This is a genomic window from Roseovarius sp. AK1035, assembly GCF_003288315.1.
GTDB lineage: Bacteria > Pseudomonadota > Alphaproteobacteria > Rhodobacterales > Rhodobacteraceae > Roseovarius > Roseovarius mucosus_A.
On record NZ_CP030099.1, the window covers coordinates 163,338 to 180,295 of the forward strand.

17 protein-coding genes are annotated in these 16,958 nt (G+C 61.5%); 7 read left to right on the forward strand and 10 right to left on the reverse strand.

The window, feature by feature from the left end; genetic code table 11:
* Positions 1-289 precede the first annotated feature (289 nt).
* From RAK1035_RS00840 to RAK1035_RS00850, 3 genes are read right to left on the reverse strand one after another with little or no spacing between them, the layout of a single operon-like run.
* Complete coding sequence (locus RAK1035_RS00840) at positions 290-952, reverse strand: NnrU family protein (RefSeq protein WP_008280724.1); 663 nt, start codon at positions 950-952, stop codon at positions 290-292.
* Positions 952-2,166: an NnrS family protein gene (locus RAK1035_RS00845; RefSeq protein WP_008280725.1), complete on the reverse strand. Its 1,215-nt coding sequence runs from the start codon at positions 2,164-2,166 to the stop codon at positions 952-954. Before RAK1035_RS00845 ends, RAK1035_RS00840 begins: the two co-directional genes overlap by 1 nt.
* Positions 2,163-2,858 (reverse strand): 5-formyltetrahydrofolate cyclo-ligase, encoded by a 696-nt coding sequence (locus RAK1035_RS00850; RefSeq protein ID WP_037297485.1) that lies wholly within the window; start codon positions 2,856-2,858, stop codon positions 2,163-2,165. The genes RAK1035_RS00845 and RAK1035_RS00850 overlap by 4 nt, the downstream gene beginning before the upstream one ends.
* Positions 2,859-2,974: 116 nt before the next feature.
* Here RAK1035_RS00850 and RAK1035_RS00855 point away from each other — a divergent pair, with 116 nt between their 5' ends.
* Positions 2,975-3,421, forward strand: coding sequence for an RrF2 family transcriptional regulator (locus RAK1035_RS00855; RefSeq protein ID WP_008280728.1), 447 nt, complete (start codon positions 2,975-2,977; stop codon positions 3,419-3,421).
* A 21-nt stretch (positions 3,422-3,442) separates the two neighbouring features.
* Here RAK1035_RS00855 and RAK1035_RS00860 read toward each other — a convergent pair whose 3' ends face one another.
* Positions 3,443-4,183, reverse strand: coding sequence for a methyltransferase domain-containing protein (locus RAK1035_RS00860; RefSeq protein WP_008280729.1), 741 nt, complete (start codon positions 4,181-4,183; stop codon positions 3,443-3,445).
* A gap of 63 nt (positions 4,184-4,246) precedes the next feature.
* On the opposite strand from RAK1035_RS00860, the gene gloB reads away from it, so the two are divergent.
* The 3 genes from gloB to RAK1035_RS00875 all read left to right on the forward strand — a co-directional run bounded on the left by gloB (position 4,247) and on the right by RAK1035_RS00875 (position 8,479).
* Entirely contained in the window at positions 4,247-5,014 is a 768-nt protein-coding gene (gene gloB / locus RAK1035_RS00865) for a hydroxyacylglutathione hydrolase (RefSeq protein ID WP_037297486.1), read from the forward strand.
* Positions 5,015-5,168: 154 nt separating this feature from the next.
* A complete protein-coding gene (gene clpA / locus RAK1035_RS00870; protein ID WP_037297487.1) occupies positions 5,169-7,505 on the forward strand; it encodes an ATP-dependent Clp protease ATP-binding subunit ClpA in 2,337 nt (778 codons plus the stop codon).
* Complete coding sequence (locus RAK1035_RS00875) at positions 7,502-8,479, forward strand: M23 family metallopeptidase (RefSeq protein WP_008280732.1); 978 nt, start codon at positions 7,502-7,504, stop codon at positions 8,477-8,479. Before clpA ends, RAK1035_RS00875 begins: the two co-directional genes overlap by 4 nt.
* 8 nt (positions 8,480-8,487) lie before the next feature.
* Here RAK1035_RS00875 and RAK1035_RS00880 read toward each other — a convergent pair whose 3' ends face one another.
* From RAK1035_RS00880 to RAK1035_RS00890, 3 genes are all read right to left on the reverse strand, one after another.
* Positions 8,488-10,248, reverse strand: a complete 1,761-nt coding sequence (locus RAK1035_RS00880; protein ID WP_008280733.1) for a peptidoglycan -binding protein — start codon at positions 10,246-10,248, stop codon at positions 8,488-8,490.
* 2 nt (positions 10,249-10,250) lie between these two features.
* Positions 10,251-11,483: a hypothetical protein gene (locus RAK1035_RS00885; RefSeq protein ID WP_008280734.1), complete on the reverse strand. Its 1,233-nt coding sequence runs from the start codon at positions 11,481-11,483 to the stop codon at positions 10,251-10,253.
* A gap of 67 nt (positions 11,484-11,550) precedes the next feature.
* Complete coding sequence (locus RAK1035_RS00890; protein ID WP_008280735.1) at positions 11,551-12,075, reverse strand: gamma-glutamylcyclotransferase; 525 nt, start codon at positions 12,073-12,075, stop codon at positions 11,551-11,553.
* 72 nt (positions 12,076-12,147) lie between these two features.
* Between RAK1035_RS00890 and RAK1035_RS00895 the strand changes: the two genes are divergently transcribed.
* On the forward strand, positions 12,148-13,149 hold the full coding sequence (locus RAK1035_RS00895; protein ID WP_232279182.1) for a DUF2125 domain-containing protein: 1,002 nt from the start codon (positions 12,148-12,150) through the stop codon (positions 13,147-13,149).
* A 2-nt stretch (positions 13,150-13,151) separates the two neighbouring features.
* Here the strand turns inward: RAK1035_RS00895 and RAK1035_RS00900 are convergent, their stop codons facing one another.
* Genes RAK1035_RS00900 through cobU form a run of 3 tightly spaced genes read right to left on the reverse strand, consistent with a single transcriptional unit; the run spans position 13,152 to position 15,191 of the window.
* A complete protein-coding gene (locus RAK1035_RS00900; RefSeq protein ID WP_008280737.1) occupies positions 13,152-14,030 on the reverse strand; it encodes a glutathione S-transferase in 879 nt (292 codons plus the stop codon).
* A gap of 58 nt (positions 14,031-14,088) precedes the next feature.
* Complete coding sequence (locus RAK1035_RS00905; RefSeq protein WP_037297489.1) at positions 14,089-14,661, reverse strand: histidine phosphatase family protein; 573 nt, start codon at positions 14,659-14,661, stop codon at positions 14,089-14,091.
* Positions 14,658-15,191: a bifunctional adenosylcobinamide kinase/adenosylcobinamide-phosphate guanylyltransferase gene (gene cobU, locus RAK1035_RS00910; RefSeq protein WP_008280739.1), complete on the reverse strand. Its 534-nt coding sequence runs from the start codon at positions 15,189-15,191 to the stop codon at positions 14,658-14,660. The genes RAK1035_RS00905 and cobU overlap by 4 nt, the downstream gene beginning before the upstream one ends.
* 142 nt (positions 15,192-15,333) lie before the next feature.
* Here cobU and RAK1035_RS00915 point away from each other — a divergent pair, with 142 nt between their 5' ends.
* Together RAK1035_RS00915 and RAK1035_RS00920 are read left to right on the forward strand one after the other, a co-directional pair.
* Positions 15,334-16,167 carry an RNA polymerase factor sigma-32 gene (locus tag RAK1035_RS00915; RefSeq protein ID WP_008280740.1) on the forward strand — a complete coding sequence of 278 codons (834 nt, stop codon included), beginning with the start codon at positions 15,334-15,336 and terminating at the stop codon, positions 16,165-16,167.
* Positions 16,164-16,934 (forward strand): ChaN family lipoprotein, encoded by a 771-nt coding sequence (locus RAK1035_RS00920; RefSeq protein ID WP_008280741.1) that lies wholly within the window; start codon positions 16,164-16,166, stop codon positions 16,932-16,934. The genes RAK1035_RS00915 and RAK1035_RS00920 overlap by 4 nt, the downstream gene beginning before the upstream one ends.
* Positions 16,935-16,958: the final 24 nt, after the last annotated feature.

Sequence of the window (16,958 nt, forward strand, 5' to 3'; positions counted from 1 at the left end):
CGCACCCAAATTCGGCTGCGGTGTAGCAGAGCCTTCCCAAGCGGGCAAGCCGCTTGAAAACTATTGTATACTAATGAATACAGCGCAATTTCATATACTTAACTCAGGTGCGACCTATTGCGCGCATTTTAATCTTCAAAAAGTTTCACTTTTTACTACGAAATGGCGATTCCCCTCACGAATGCCCCGCCCAAAGCATGGTCAAGCGTTAACGCTATCAGTGTTTTTGAGAGGCGTCGCGCGATTTTTGCGCCATCGGCCAAACGCCGCCAAGGCCGCATTACGGCCCTTACCCCAGCGGCGAGACGCCAACCAAATGCGGATGCGCCGCCAAAAGCGCGGCGTATAGAAACAGGCCCAAGATGCCCCGCACCAGCGCCACGCCCCCGCTCTGAGGTGCCATTCCCGCCCGCCGCCGGGCATGGTCCAGCCGCAGCCATTCTGCCCCCATGATCCGCCGCTTGCGCCGGTCGATCAGCACCGCCCCCAAGATGGCAAAGCCTGCGAAACTGCCAAACAGGATCACATGCGCCAGATCCCCATTGGCGAGCAAATGCCCCAAGGCCCAAAGCGCCAGCGCCACCAGCATCGGATGCCGCGTCACCCGCACAATCCCCGGCCGCTCGGGATCGAACCGCGCGTTGTTCGCCCCGCCAAAGGAAAACGGATTGGGCCTGCCAATGGCCAGCGCCAGAATTATGCAGACCGCCAGCATCACGCCCAGCGTCACGTAACCTTGCCACGGCGCCCAATCCCAGAGCGGCACAAACGGCGCGCGCCCCGCCGCACCAATGACCCATGCCAAGACGCCCAGTGACAAAAGCGAATAGCCAAGGGTGAATCCCCTAGGCCCCAACCGCTCCACCAGCCATGCCTTGACCTTGGGGCGCACCGGCACCGAATGGCTCAGGAAAAACCCGCCAAACGCCGCGATGAATTCCGCCCAGACCATCACGCCGCCGGGATCGTCTTTGCCGGTTTCTGTCGCAGCATCAGCGGCCCGTACAGCACCGCAAACCCGCCAAAGGCCCCGATCCACGCGGCACCCGACAGCGTATGCAACATACCCGCCTCCGCAGGCAAACCCCCCGCCGCCAGCCGTGCCAGCACAGACACCACCAGCGCGAGGTAAATCGCCACCGTGCCGCCCCCTGCCGTCAATGGCCGACCCGTATGGCCCAGTGTCGCCCGCGTCATCACCGCCAGCGTCATCAGCCCTGCCGCCCCGGCCATCCACAGGTGTTGCACCGCAGCCATGCCGAATATGCCCGAACTCAGCCCCTCAAGCCCAATGGCCAACGCCCCCAGCGGCACAAAGGCATAGGCCAGATGCAAAACCCAAACCAACGGCTCTGCCCCGGTGCGATCCCCTGCCCAGCGCGCCAGACGCATCGCGTGGCATGCACCGGCCACCACCAGCGCCCCGCCCGTGGCCAATCCATCAGGCCGGGCGACCCACATCCCCAGCGCCCCCAACAGCAGCAAGAGCGCCAGCTTGTCGAACCGCTGCATCGGTGGCACAGGCAGCCGCCCAGGCCCCCGCCGCGCCAACCAGTTGCGCGTGAACGACGGAATGATCCGCCCGCCAATGACTGCGATCATCATCACCACCGCCGCCAGCCCCACCCGCAGCCCATAGCCCTGCGCGGCATAATCGCCCCGCGCCGCCTCCCAATGAAACAGGCCATTGCCCAGCGCAAAGACCGCCAGCATCACCAGCACAATCAGATTGCGCCAGTTCTTGCCCGCCACGATCTCGCGCAGCATGACGGCGCCCAGAACAACCGGCATCGCCAGATCCATCAGCGCCACCGCCATAGGTGGCACCCCGGCAGACACTAGGACCGCCACGCGCCCCAACAGCCACAGCGCCGCCAAACTCGCCAGCGGCCAGCCGACAATGGGCAAACGCCCCGTCCAATTCGGCACCGCCGTCAGCATGAATCCGGCAATCACCGCCGCCAGATAGCCAAATAGAAACTCATGCGCATGCCAACTCACCGGGTCAAAGCCTGTCGGCAGGCTCAGCGCCCCCGTCAGCATCAGCACCCAAAGCGCCATGATCCCCGCCGCCCAGAGGCCCGCCCCTAGGAAAAAGGGCCGAAACCCAAAACTCAGGACCGCAGGCCCGCGCCAGCTCCGCATTTGTTCCGCCGTGCTCGTCATCTCTTGTTCCTTTCGGCCCCTAGGCCCATGTCCGTCACGACCATGTCGAGCGGAATGTCATGCGGCTGCGGATAGATGGTCTCGATCTGCGCCGAGCTCAGCGCAATGCCGATGCTCACCGGGCGTGGGTCAAGCGCCGCCAGCGTGCGATCGAAATAGCCGCCGCCATAGCCCAGCCGGTAGCACTCCGCCGTCCAGCCAATCATCGGCGCAAGGGTGATCTCGGGCGTCACCTGCTCCGCCTCGGGCGGCGGCACTGGGATATTCCAATCGCCCCGCACCATCTTGGTCTCTGGCGTCCAGCGACGAAAGACAAGCGGCGCGGCCTTGACCTCGACGATGGGCAACGCAATCCGCACCCCGCTTGAATGCCACTCCGCCATCAGATCACGCAGATCCGGCTCGCCTTTGATGGGCCAGTAGCAGGACAGAACCTTGCCCCGCGCCCCGTTGAACCTCTCTTGCACCACCGTGCGCAGATGATCCGACAAGCTCCGCCCAACCTCTTGCCGCGCCTTAACACTCAAGGCATCGCGCAAGCCCCTGAGACGCTGACGCTCGGCCTTGCGCCACCGCGCGACATCGCGCGCCTGCGCCGGATCGGTGGCAAGAGGGTCGAAATAGGCTGGGTCCACCTCCCCCGCCATACAGGGTGGTGAGGCATATGTGCCCGGCTTCGAGGTATCGGACATATCGCGGTCCTTTCCGTGGTCCGGGACGGGCACGCGGCACCAATCCCGCTTTGCATTCTCGTCTAGCCCTGCTAATAGGTATTGTAAATACCGATTAAAGCGGAACCCCAGCGACCATGCGCCTCACCTCCTTTACCGATTTCGGCCTGCGGATGCTCATGCGCATGGCCAGCGCCCCCGACCGCGCCTTTTCCAGTGCCGAGTTGGCAGCCGAGTTTGACCTCTCGCGCCACCACCTCGCCAAGATCATGCAACGGCTGTCACAGGCTGGTCTGATCGACACAAGGCGAGGCGGCGGCGGCGGTGCGATCCTCGCCCGCCCCCCATCAGAGATTCGTTTGGGGGATGTGATCCGCCATCTCGAATCCGGTCAGGCACTTGTGGTCTGCTTTGGGGCAGATGCGGGAGAATGTTCCCTCGACGGGCGCTGCCGACTCAAGGCGCGTTTGAAGGCGGCAGAGCGCGCCTTTCTCGACGATCTCGATCGCAGCACATTAGCCGACATCGCACTCGACCAGCGGCCACCGATTGCGGATGTCGCGACCTTACATAATCAACCCTGATTCCTTAAGGTCTGTAAGGCCTTAGACCGGCTTGGCCTCTGGCTGCGGGTTCAGCACCGACAGCGGTTTGCGCACTTTGTCCCGCAACCCCGGACCGCTTGGGGCCTGCACCCGTTTGGTGGCCTCAACCATCAGCACCCCGCCCGACACCACGACCGATAGCTTGCCCCCCATCCGCTCCCACATGCCCGCCGTCTTGCGCCAGAACGGGCGCTCTGACGGTGGCTGATAAAGAGCCGTCGCATGGCGCTCGGGCAAAAAGTTCTGCGATTTCAATTGGCTTTCCAGCTGCGTCTGGCTGTAGGGCCGCCCAAATCCAAACGGCGTGCGATCCGATCGCGACCACAGACCAGCCCGGTTCGGCACAATAAAAAGCGCCGACCCTCCCGGACCCAAGACCCGCCAGCATTCCTCCAGCACCGCGCCGGGCTGCTCCGAAGTCTCCAGCCCATGCACAACCAAGAGCTTGTCGACATGCCCCGTTTCCACAGGCCAAAACGTTTCTTCACAAAGCACCGAGATGTTCGGCATCCCCTGCGGCCATCCGATAACCCCTTGAGGTGCGGGCATTAATCCGATCACCCGACGCGCATCGGCAAGATAGGGGCGCAGAAACGGCACAGCGAATCCATAGCCCACCACGGTCTGGCCTTGTGCCTCGGGCCAGAACTCCGCAACCTGCGCGCGCAAGGTTTTCTGCACCGCGCGCCCCAATGTGCTGCGGTAGTAAAAATTTCGCAGGTCTTGAACGTCCAGATGCATTGCAGCCCGGCCAAAGATCAGTCACTCTCGACCCTAACACTAACCGGCAATCGGGAAAATACCATGGTTTTGCAAATCCTTACTGTTCCCTGCCTGGCCGACAACTATGCCTATCTCGCGCATGATCCGGCCACGGGGGTGACCGCGGTGATCGACGTGCCAGAGGCCGAACCGATCCTGCAAGCCCTTGATAAAAAAGGTTGGTCCGCCTCTTTGGTGCTGCTTACCCACCACCACGCCGACCATGTTCAGGGCCTTGATGCGTTGCGCGCGCGGCATTCCGTATCGGTGATCGGTGCCGCCGCTGACGCACACCGCCTGCCCCCCCTTGATCATCGCGTCACCGAAGGCGACCTGATCAAGATCGGATCGGAAGAGGGGCGCGTCCTCGATGTCTCTGGCCACACGCTCGGACATATCGCGTTTCACTTCCCCACAAGCGCTGTGGTCTTCACCGCCGACAGCCTGATGGCCATGGGCTGTGGGCGCGTATTCGAAGGCACAATGCCGCAAATGTTTGAAAGCCTTGGTAAACTTGCCAATCTCCCGCCTGAGACGCTGGTTTGTTCCGGTCACGAATACACGCAAAGCAACGCGAAATTCGCACTGACCGTTGACCCCGACAACCCCGCCCTTATATCAAGGGTCAAAGAGATCAGCGCCGCCCGCGCCGCAGGTCGGCCCACTGTCCCCTCAACCCTGGCCGAGGAATTGGCCACTAACCCGTTTCTGCGCGCTGAAAACGCGAGCGTGCAGGCACACTTGGGCATGTCCGGTCGCGCTCCGGTTGATGTCTTTGCCGAAATCCGCGCCCGCAAGGACCGTTTCTAAGCGGGGCGTGATGAAAACAACGCTGGTCACACGAAATGTGAGCCAGTTTGATGAAATAATCCTTGAAGACTGGCCACTATCGACCAAACTTTAAGATTATGAGGCCAAGGTTAGTGGGCAGCCCGCCCCGGCCAAGATCAGAAGGAGCACGACCGTGCCTTCATTCTCGAACACGCTCGAACAGGCAATCCATGCGGCATTGGCTCTTGCCAATGCACGTCAGCACGAATTCGCGACACTCGAGCACCTTCTGCTCGCCCTTGTCGACGAACCCGACGCCGCCCGCGTCTTGAAGGCGTGTAGCGTCAATACAGAGGAATTGCGCACCACTCTGGTGGAATTCATCGATGATGACCTCGCCAATCTGGTGACTGACATCGAAGGGTCAGAGGCGGTGCCAACAGCGGCATTCCAGCGCGTGATCCAGCGCGCGGCAATCCATGTCCAATCTTCGGGCCGCACCGAAGTGACCGGGGCCAACGTGCTCGTCGCGATCTTTGCAGAGCGCGAGTCGAACGCCGCCTATTTCCTGCAAGAACAGGATATGACGCGGTATGATGCGGTGAATTTCATCGCCCATGGCGTGGCCAAGGACCCGGCCTATGGCGAATCTCGCCCCGTTACCGGCGCTTCCAGCCAAGAGGGTGATGGTGCCGCCAAATCGACAGAAACCGATGCGGTCGAGGCGGGCGACTCGGCGCTTGCGAAATACTGTGTCGACCTCAACGAAAAGGCCCGCAAGGGTGACATCGACCCACTGATCGGCCGCGATGCGGAGGTTGAGCGCTGCATTCAGGTGCTCTGCCGCCGCCGCAAGAACAACCCGCTTTTGGTGGGTGACCCCGGCGTAGGCAAAACCGCCATCGCCGAAGGCTTGGCGCATAAGATCGTGCAGGGGGAAACCCCGCGCGTCCTGTCGCGCACCACGATCTATTCGCTTGATATGGGTGCCCTGCTCGCGGGTACACGTTATCGGGGCGATTTCGAAGAGCGCCTCAAGGCGGTCGTGACCGAGCTTGAAAAACACCCCGATGCGGTTCTGTTTATCGACGAGATTCACACAGTGATCGGGGCTGGTGCCACCTCGGGTGGGGCGATGGATGCCTCAAACCTCCTGAAGCCTGCCTTGCAGGGCGGCAAACTGCGTTGCATGGGCTCAACCACCTACAAGGAGTTCCGCCAGCATTTCGAAAAGGATCGCGCGCTTGCCCGCCGGTTCCAGAAAATCGACGTGGCAGAACCGACGGTTGAGGATGCGGTCAAGATCCTTAAAGGTCTCAAACCGTATTTCGAGGATCACCACAGTGTGAAATACACCAATGAGGCGATCCGCTCTGCGGTCGACCTCTCGGCGCGCTACATCAATGATCGCAAACTGCCTGACAAGGCCATCGACGTGATTGACGAGGCTGGAGCCGCCCAGCATTTGCTGGCAGCTTCCAAGCGGCGCAAGAGTATCGGGGTCAAGGAAATCGAAGAGGTGGTGGCCAAGATCGCCCGTATTCCACCGAAAAACGTATCCAAGAACGATGCCGAAGTTCTCAAGGACCTTGAAGGCACGCTCAAGCGTGTGGTTTTTGGCCAGGACGCAGCTATCGAGGCACTCAGCTCTGCGATCAAACTGGCACGTGCTGGCCTGCGCGAGCCGGAAAAACCGATTGGCAACTACTTGTTTGCCGGCCCAACTGGCGTGGGCAAAACCGAGGTGGCCAAGCAATTGGCCGATACCCTGGGCGTGGAACTCTTGCGGTTCGATATGTCGGAATACATGGAGAAACACGCGGTTTCGCGCCTGATCGGGGCACCTCCGGGCTATGTCGGCTTTGATCAAGGCGGCCTGCTGACCGACGGTGTCGATCAACATCCGCATTGCGTTCTCTTGCTCGACGAGATCGAAAAGGCACATCCCGATGTCTTCAACATCTTGTTGCAGGTGATGGACCACGGCACGCTGACCGATCACAATGGCCGCAAGGTGGACTTCCGCAATGTGGTTCTGATCATGACCTCGAACGCAGGGGCTGCCGAACAGGCGAAATCCGCCATCGGCTTTGGCCGTGACCGGCGCGAGGGCGAGGATACTGCCGCCATCGAGCGGACGTTTACGCCCGAATTCCGCAATCGCCTGGATGCTGTTATCTCGTTTGGCGCACTGCCGAAGTCGGTGATCCTCAAAGTGGTCGAGAAATTCGTGTTGCAGCTTGAGGCCCAGTTGATGGATCGCGATGTGACCATCGAACTGACACAGGCGGCGGCGGAATGGCTGGCGGACAAAGGGTATGACGACAAGATGGGCGCACGCCCCTTGGCCCGTGTCATTCAGGAGCACATCAAGAAGCCGCTGGCCGAGGAGCTACTGTTTGGCAAGCTTCTCAAGGGCGGTGTGGTGACTGTTGGGGTCAAAGACAACAAGATCGACCTTGTGGTCGAAGGCCCTGTGACGCGCCGCCTTACCGGCAAGAAAAAGCCACCCTTGCTGACCGCCGAATGACGGCTAGGCTTGGAACGGCAGTTGCGATCCTGACACTGGCGGTGGCCCTTCCGGCCACCGCCCAACCCCCCAAGTTGAGCCTGCCACTAGACTGCGACATCGGGCGAACGTGCTATATTGAAGATTACGTTGATACCGATCCGGGACCCGGACAACGTGACTACACCTGTGGCATCAAAAGCCGGGATGATCATCGCGGCATTGATTTCATGCTTTTATCCTTCGACGACATGGAGGCAGGCGTCAATGTTCTGGCGGCCGCCTCGGGCACCGTTGCCGCCACGCGCGACGGCATGGCCGACACCCCTGTCACAGCCGAAACCCGCGATGCCATCCGAGGGCAGGAATGCGGCAATGCGGTGCGCGTTGATCATGGCGACGGCTGGCAAACGCTCTATTGCCACATGAAACAAGGCTCTCTCAACGTTCGTCAAGGCGACATGGTAAAGGCAGGAGATGTGCTGGGTCAGGTGGGTCTTAGCGGGTTAACCAATGCGCCCCATGTGCATTTGGGTGTTTTGCGGGACGGGCAGATTGTCGATCCCTTTGCGCCCGACGCGCGTGATACTTGCGGTGCGCCCCTCGATCAGAGCCTGTGGGAAATCGCTCTGCCCTATGATCCCGCCGGGCTGTTCACCGCCGGCTTCTCGACCGCTGTACCAGAGTTTGAGGCGGTGCGCTCTGGCGCTGCGCGTGCCAACACCGCGCAACCCGATCAGCCAATAGTCCTTTATGGCCATGTCTTTTATGCGCAACCGGGCGACCTTTTAACTCTGACCGCAGAGGGACCGCAGGGCGAGATTTTCACCCACGAGATCGCGCTCGACGCCCCGCAAGCCCAACTCTTTCGTGCCTTTGGGCGCAAGGCGCCGGAGGGCGGATGGGAGCCGGGCGATTATCGTGGCTATGTGCGCCTGACGCGCGGCGAGACTATTCTTGCAGTCCGGCACGCTGATATCACCATCGCACCCTAACGCGCAGGTTATCGGGTTGTCAGCTTCAACTCGATGCGCCGGTTTTGTGCCCGAGCGGCGGGCGTATCCTCTGGATTGACCGGCTGAAACTCGCCATAGCCATTGGCCGAGAGCCGCCCTGCCGGAAAACCAAGAGCCCCCGTAAGGTAACGTACAACCGAAAGCGCGCGCGCTTGACTCAGCGCCCAGTTATCGGCAAACCGCGCGCCCTCGATGATCGGCACATTATCCGTATGCCCATCGACCTGAAGCACCCAGTCGATCCCCTCGGGAATATCTCCAATCACATTGCGCAAGATGCCTGCAACCTTGGCAATCTCGCTTTGCCCTGCGGCTGACAAATCCGCCTCACCCGGAGCAAAGAGCACCTCGGACGAGAATACGAACCGGTCGCCGACGATTTGAACGCCCTGCTGCTGACCCAACACATCACGCAGGCGGCCAAAGAATTCCGAGCGGTATTTTTCCAGATCCTCTTTCTCGGCTTCCAGAAGACGTGCGCGCTCTTCTTCCGCGATCCGCCGCCGCCGCTCTTCGGCGGCCACACGGGCAAGGGCGGTGTTCAACTCATTGCCAAGCGACTGCAACTGCACTTCGGTCTCCGCCTCACGGGCCTTGGATTCGTCCAACAGCGCCTGAAGACCTGAAAGTTGTTGGCGCAGGGCGGCCACCTGCTGATTGAGCAAAGCCTGCTGTTTTTGTGCCTCGGTGGCCTGCGCCGCCTCTTCGGATAGCTTCGAGCGCGCCTCAGCCAATAGCGCAGCGCGTGTTTCGGCCTCAGTCATCTGCGTGGCAGCGGCAGCTTCGGCAGCGCGTTGCGCGGCAAGGGCGGCCACCAATTGATCCCGCACAGCCTGCGCCTCTTGCGCGCTTTGCGCCGCCACATCGCGGGTCTCGTCCAACTCGCCACGCAGCCGCGCGATATCCGCCTCTTGTGCTGCGGCACCCTGCTCCGCATCCAAGAGCGCCTGTGCCAATTGGCTGTTCAAATCCGCCCGCGCCGTTTCCGCCGCCGCAAGTAGCGTCAGCGTTTCCTCGGCGCGCTTGCGTTGTTCTTCCAGTGCCAGCGTCATCGCGGTCAGTTCCGCATCCGCCTCTGTTAAACGCGCACGCAGAGCTTCGGCTGCAGCGGCCTCAGCCAGACGCGCCCGTTCTTCGGCGCTCAATCTCTGTTCAAGAACAGCCTGCGTCTGAGCCGCATCGGCGTTGCGCTGCCGCAGGTCCGCCGCGAGCGCCTCAAGCGCCTCACGTCGGGCGGCAGCTAGGCGCGCGGCCTCTGCCTGAGCATCCACCTCGTCGCGCAAGCCCGCAAGGGCCAGTTGCAACTGCTCTTGCTCGCTCAGCAACTCTGCGCGCGCGGTCTCAAGATCGGAGATACGCCCCTGTGCAGTCTCGCGTTCCGCCAAAAGGCCCGCGACCTGTTCCTCAAAGCTGGCAATGCGCCCCTGCGCCACTCGCAGCGCTTCGGCCTGTGCAGCCTCTCGGGTGCGGGCGTCGTCAAGCGTTGCGGTCAAGGTGCCAACCCGGCTTTCCAACCCCGCGCTGCGATCCTGTTCCAGTCCAAGCGCCAGCGACAGCGCTGCCACCTCCGCCGAGAGCGCATCAAGTTTTGTCGCTTGACCGCTGATTTCCTCGCGCAGAACGAATTGCACCATCATGAAGATCGTGAGCACAAACATCAGCACCAGCAAGAGGCCAGTCATGGCATCGACAAAACCTGGCCAAATCGACGATTGCAACCGCGCGCCATTGCGCCGCGAGAGGGCCATGCTCAGCCCTCCTCAGCCTGATCCGGATCGGAGCGTGGCACGACCGGGCGTGTCGGACGCGGCGTAGTCGCCGGGCGCGCCTGCCCCAGAACCCGCGTCAGGGCTGCCAGATCGGTGCGCAATTCCGTCATGGTTTCCTGCCGTCCGGCGCTGATTTCTTCAAGAATACGCAGCATCTGCACATCAATTGACCGAAGTCGCATCCGACTTTCGGCATCAATCCCCTCATGTGGGGTCGTTTCGCGCGCCTCAAGTGTGGCAATCAATCGTTCCTGCCCCTCAGCCAAACGCAAAAGCGCCAATTGCACGGGGTTCTGATCGCTCATCCGATGGGTCAGACGCTCGATGGAATCCGCCAAAACCCCAAGTTTCTGATCGACCATCGCACGGCTCATGTCTGACTGACTGAGCATGGATTGCAGCGCATCCATCTGCTCGGCCATGTGATCGAGCAGATGCGTCACAGCGCCACCGCCCCCATCACCGCCCTCGCCGTCACTACTGGCAAAACCCACCCGCGTGATCGTGGACATCCATTCCTCAAGCTCGCGGTAGAACCGATTTTGCCCGTGCCCGGCAAATAGCTCCAGCAACCCCACCACCAGCGATCCAGCAAGCCCCAGAAGCGACGAGGAAAAGGCCACACCCATGCCACCCAATTGCGCCTCAAGACCGCTCATCAAGCGATTGAAAACGGCAATGCCTTCTTCTCCCTCTTGCGGGGCAAGGCTGCGGATCGTGTCGACAACAGCAGGCACCGTTGTAGCCAAGCCATAAAAGGTGCCCAAAAGTCCCAGGAAAATCAAGAGGCTGACGATATAGCGGGTGATCTCGCGCGCCTCGTCGATCCGTTGCGCGACCGAGTCTAGGATCGAGCGTGCCGAGGTAGAGGCAATCTGCATCCGCTTGCCACGCGAGCGCAACAATGTGGCCAAGGGCGCCAGCATCGAGGGCGGCTGCGTCATCTCATGCCCGGGCAGTTGCGCGGCAAAGCCATCGATCCAGCGGGCAGAACCGATCAGTTGTAGCACCTGCCAAAAGGTGGCGATCACCCCCAGCACGAAGACAAAGAAAATGAAACCGTTGAGCCAGAGATTGGCCTCGAACACCGGCAGCACTCTGGGAAGCGCCAGGAAAGCACCAAGAGCGGTTAGCCCGAGCACCACCAGCATCAAGAATATCTGGCGGTAGGGATATGAAAACTGCGGCTCGACCTCACGGTCCGGCTGGTCCATCTGGACGCTCCCGACACTTGGATTTCTTGGCCCAACCCTACGCGGCTTGAACGCCTAAGCCAAGGATTTATCCACAGATATGGCGTACCCGCCGCACCAGCCAGTCTAGCTCTTTGTCATGGATGCCCAACTGGCGCAAATGATCGGCAGTGTTGTAGAGATATTCGGTATTGGGGCCGCGCCCCCCCACCGCGCGGGCGATGATGCCCGCCTGCTCCTCAAGATCAAGGCCGCCGCAATACTGGACGTGATCAGGGTCGATCACATAGGTCACAGCCTCGACCCGGCGCCCATCGGTTAGATCAATCTCCAGCATCCGCTCCAGATAGGCCGAGGAAATCAGCTCGCGTTCGCGCAAATAGGCCAGCACGTCTTCGGCCTCTGCTGGATCGGCCCGGAGCGCGACCCCCTGACAGAGCGCGCCGGGGCTGGCATCGAGCGCCAGCACCAGACCGGGCAGGTCATCGGTTCCACGATGGTGAATGCTGCGCATACAAAAGCTGCGATGATAATCGGGCAGACGGGCAATCACGCGCTCTACCGCGTCAAAGCCGGGGTTCCACACCAACGATCCGTATCCGAAAACCCACATCGCCTTTGCCTCTGTTCCTTGCGTCCTACCCCCTATAAACAGCTCTTGATAGGCATGAAAGGGGCGCGCATCATGAGATTTCTGCTTGCCGTGATCGTGATCGCCGCATCGGGCTGGTCCGGTTATTGGTTTATCGGGCAAAGCGGGTTGAACCGTGGGTTTGCCGCTTGGTTCGAATCCCGGCGCGCCGACGGTTGGGTTGCCGAAGCCTCGGACATTACGGTGCAGGGATTTCCAAACCGCTTTGACACGGGCTTCACGGACCTTGTGCTCGCCGATCCCGAGACGGGGCTGGCGTGGGAGGCGGAGTTCTTTCAGATCCTGGCGCTCAGCTATCAGCCAAATCATCTCATCGCTGTTTGGCCAGATCAGCAGTTGATCGCCACACCACAGGAGAAATTCTTGGTCGAGAGCGAGGATATGCGCGCCAGCCTGCGGATTGCGCCCGACACGCGTTTGGCCCCGGAACGCGCCACGCTGACGGCGGAATTCCTGCAAATCACGCCCGAGGCCCGGCCAGACGAGGCGACCGCTCTGACCAGTCTGACATTGGCTGCCGAACGCCAACAAGAGACAGAGTACCGTCTGGGCCTATCGGCCGAAGGTCTGACGCTCGCCGCACCCTGGCAGGCGCGACTTGATCCGCAAGGCCGCCTGCCCCGCCAGATTTCCGGGCTGCATGCGGATCTGACGGTGCGTTTCGACCGGGTCTGGGACCGCAGCGCGGTTGAGGACGCACGGCCACAGCCGACCGAGATCAAAGTAAAGCTGGCGGATGCCAAATGGGGACAGTTGCATCTGCAGGCGGCAGGTGAGGTGACAGTAACGCCCGAAGGCTGGCCAGAGGGCGAAATCACGCTCAAGGCGCGCAACTGGCGCGACATGCTGCGCATCGCCGCTGAAACCGGTGCGGTGCCTGAGAGCATGCTGGGGACACTGGAAAACGGATTTTCCCTTATGGCGCAAATGTCGGGCAATCCCGAAACGCTGGATGTACCGCTGACGTTTCGCAACGGTCGTATCCAGCTTGGCCCTATCCCGATAGGCCCTGCGCCAGTTCTGCGACTGAGATAGGATCAAACGCCGTCGCGCAGAGCAACAAACGCGGGCCAAGCATCCGGGTCCGCCACGGTCTTATCCCGGCAAAAGGGATTGCAAAAGCCAAAGATCCGGCCTTCGCTTTCCATGAGGTCGGTCACCGGATCGCCGGAATAAGGGCAAGCCATGTTCTCAGGCGTGCCCTCGGCCACAGCGCGCGCCGGTCGCGGCACCGGCCCGGGCCAAGGCACTGTGGCATAGGGTTTGGCATAGCGGGCAAGCGTCGCACCGCGCACCAGCCCCATCGCCCGCCAACGGCGGAACGCGGGGTCGGCCAGATGAGCGGCGACATAGGCACGGGCCTCCTCGGACACCGAAAGGCCGTAGCCAGCAATCCGTGCCGCCACTGGGGCAAAGAACGCATCTGCCGCACTATAATCACCACAAAGCCAAGGGCCGGTCGGCGCGCAGGTGGCGCGGGCGTGCTGCCATAGGGTTTCGATCCGCGCCAGATCAGCCAGCACCGCCGCCGAAGGTGTCACGCCGGAATAGGCAGTGCGCAGGTTCATCGGGCAATCGCCGCGCAGGGCGCCAAAGCCCGCGTGCATTTCGGCTACAAGCGTTCGCGCCGTGGCGCGGGCACGCGCATCCTTGGGCCATATCCCCGCCTCGGGATGGCGGCTGGCCAGTTCCTCGGCCATGGCGAAACTGTCTGACACTGCCACACCTTCGGGGGTGACCAGCACGGGCACTGTGCGCGCCGGGGCCAGATCCGCCAATTGCTGCGCCACGCTTGCTTCGGCATCAAAATCGAGCAAGCGCACGCGATACGGGACTCCAAAGCGCGCCAGCAAGAGCCACCCGCGCAGGGACCAAGAGGAATAGGCGTAATCGCCAAGGATGAGATCATAGGTCATGGCGCGATGCTATCTCTGGCTGTGGCTGGTTCCTAGCGCGATTTTGTGCGCCTCGACATCACGGATGATGATTGATCACCTGTGCGCGCCAGCCCCCATTAAGCCAGTGCAATTCCGTCACTGAAAGGTTGTCGATCCGATGCCCAAATGCTTCATAGGCCGTGACGCCAAGCGCCGCTTGGACTTGGGTCAGGATTGCGCCCATATGAGCCACGGCTACGATGTCGCGCCCCGGATAGGCCATGCGCAGCCGCTCTGCGGCACGAGAGACGCGCGCCGATACCTCATGCCAGCTTTCGCCTCCGGGCGCACGGATATCGCCCGGTTGCTCCCAGAAGGCGCGCAAAAGGGGTTGGTCGGGCACCGTGTCAAAGGCCTGTAACTCCCAGGCACCAAAGTGGATTTCGCGCAGGTCAGCATCATCGGGCAGCCTTTCACGCCCACCTGAAATGGCGTCAGCGGTTGCGCGCGCGCGGCTCAGGTCCGACGAAATCACTATGGCATTGCTGGGCAAATGCGAAGCCACCCGTGCCAGCCGCGCCGCATCGCTCAAATCTGCAGGGATATCCGACCAACCTACCATGGATTTGGCATGGGTGGGGCCGTGGCGAACCCAGAAAAAGCGGCTCAAGGTAGCGTGCCCTTGAGCACCTGCGGCAGGCCCGCAATAACATGCACTACCAGTTCAGACCGCGCCGCCAAAACCTGATTGACCCGCCCCTGCGCGTCGCGGAATCGGCGGGCAAGCGCGTTATCTGGCACGACCGACAGGCCCACCTCGTTCGAGACCATAACAACCGGCGCAGCACAGGCATCCAGCGCCGCGAGAAGCGCCGATTGAGCCGCCTCAAGATCATGTTCCGCCAAGAGGTGATTGCTGAGCCACATCGTGATACAATCAAGCAGCACGATATCGTCCGCCGCCGCCTGTTGAAGCGCGGGCGCCAGATCAAGTGGCGCCTCGATCGTGCGCCAATCCGGGCCGCGCATCACCCGATGACGCACCAACTTGGCCTGCATTTCGTCGTCAAAGGCCTGTGCCGTCGCAAGATAAACGCGGTTACGGCCCGTGCCGGTGACAAGCGCCTCGGCAAAGCCCGACTTGCCCGAAGCGGCCCCACCTAGAACAAGGCTCAGTCGTGGATGGTTCGACACGCGCACTCCTTTTTTTAATCCGGTCACGCCTGCGCTGCGTAGCACTTTGCGACAAGAGGAAAAAGGGCGCAACGAAGTCACGCCGCCGATAGGGGGAAATCCGATGCCACTCGACGCACCGCAGCAAAGGTCCATGTCTCGCACCGCCATGAAAGCGGAAATGCTGGATGCCGAAACCGAATTGGCGCTCGCCTACGCCTGGCGCGATCAGCGCGACGAAGAGGCTTTGCATCGCCTCATCAACGCCTACATGCGGCTCGCGATCTCCATGGCGTCGAAATTCCGCCGCTACGGTGCGCCGATGAATGACCTCATCCAAGAGGCTGGCCTCGGCTTGATGAAGGCTGCTGACAAATTTGACCCTGATCGCGGCGTACGCTTTTCGACCTATGCGGTCTGGTGGATCAAGGCCAGCATTCAGGACTATGTGATGCGCAATTGGTCGATGGTGCGCACCGGGTCAACCTCATCGCAAAAGTCGTTGTTTTTCAATATGCGCCGGGTGCAAGCGCGGCTGGAACGTGAGGCGCTTGCCAATGGCGAGCAGCTTGACGGCTATCAATTGCGCGAAATGATTGCCCATGAGGTGGGTGTTCCGCTGCGCGATGTTGAGATGATGGAAGGTCGGCTCTCGGGGTCTGATTTTTCATTGAACGCAACGCAATCGTCAGAGGATGAAGGTCGCCAGTGGATCGACACGCTTGAGGATGACGGCGCGCGCGGTGATGAGATCGTGGAACGCGACCACGACATGCATGCCCTGCGCACATGGTTGGCCGATGCGCTGTCTCGGTTAAACGACCGCGAACGCTTTATCGTGCGCGAACGCAAGCTGCGCGATGATCCGCGCACCCTTGAAAGCCTTGGTGAGGAATTGAACCTTAGCAAAGAGCGCGTGCGACAGCTTGAGGCAGCAGCCTTCCAGAAAATGCGCAAACATCTTGAAAAGCATGGGGGCGAGGTGCAAAACCTGCTCGCATGATCCTGCGCGCGCTTGCCCTCTTTACTGGCCTCTTGATAGCCGGACCCGCCCTATCGCAGGATGTGGTGATCTTGGGCGAGGTGCATGACAACCCCGCGCATCATGCCGAACAGGCAGAGCGGGTGCTTGAATTGCAACCCAAGGCGATCGTGTTCGAGATGCTGACCGAGGAGCAGGCATCAAAAGTGACACCCGAGCTGCGCGGGGATCAAGCAAAATTGGCCGCAGCCCTTGCGTGGGATGAAAGCGGCTGGCCCGATTTTGCCATGTATTACCCCATCTTCAGCGCCGCACCAGAGGCGCGTATTTATGGCGCGCAGGTCCCTCGTCAGGCCGCAAGATCGGCGCTGTCCACCGGGCCTGCCGCCTCTTTTGGCCCAGAGGCCGCACGCTATGGCCTTGACCGCGACCTGCCCCCAGAGGAACAGACCGCGCGGGAAACACTCCAGATGGAGGCGCATTGCAACGCCCTGCCCCCAGAGATGCTGCCCGGTATGGTTGCCATCCAACGCCTGCGCGATGCGGTTTTAGCCCGTACAACGGTCGAGGCGCTCGAGGCAACCGGCGGTCCAGTGGCCGTGATCACGGGCAATGGCCACGCCCGCCGCGATTGGGGCGTGCCTGCCTATCTGACCAAGGTCGCGCCCGATCTCGACATCTGGGTTTTGGGCCAGACCGAAGATGACAGCCCGCTTGACGGTGGGTTTGACATGGTCACAAGCGCGCCTGCGGTCGAGCGGCCCGATCCCTGCGCGGCCTTTCAGTGATCTGCCGCACCCTTGCGCGGCCTC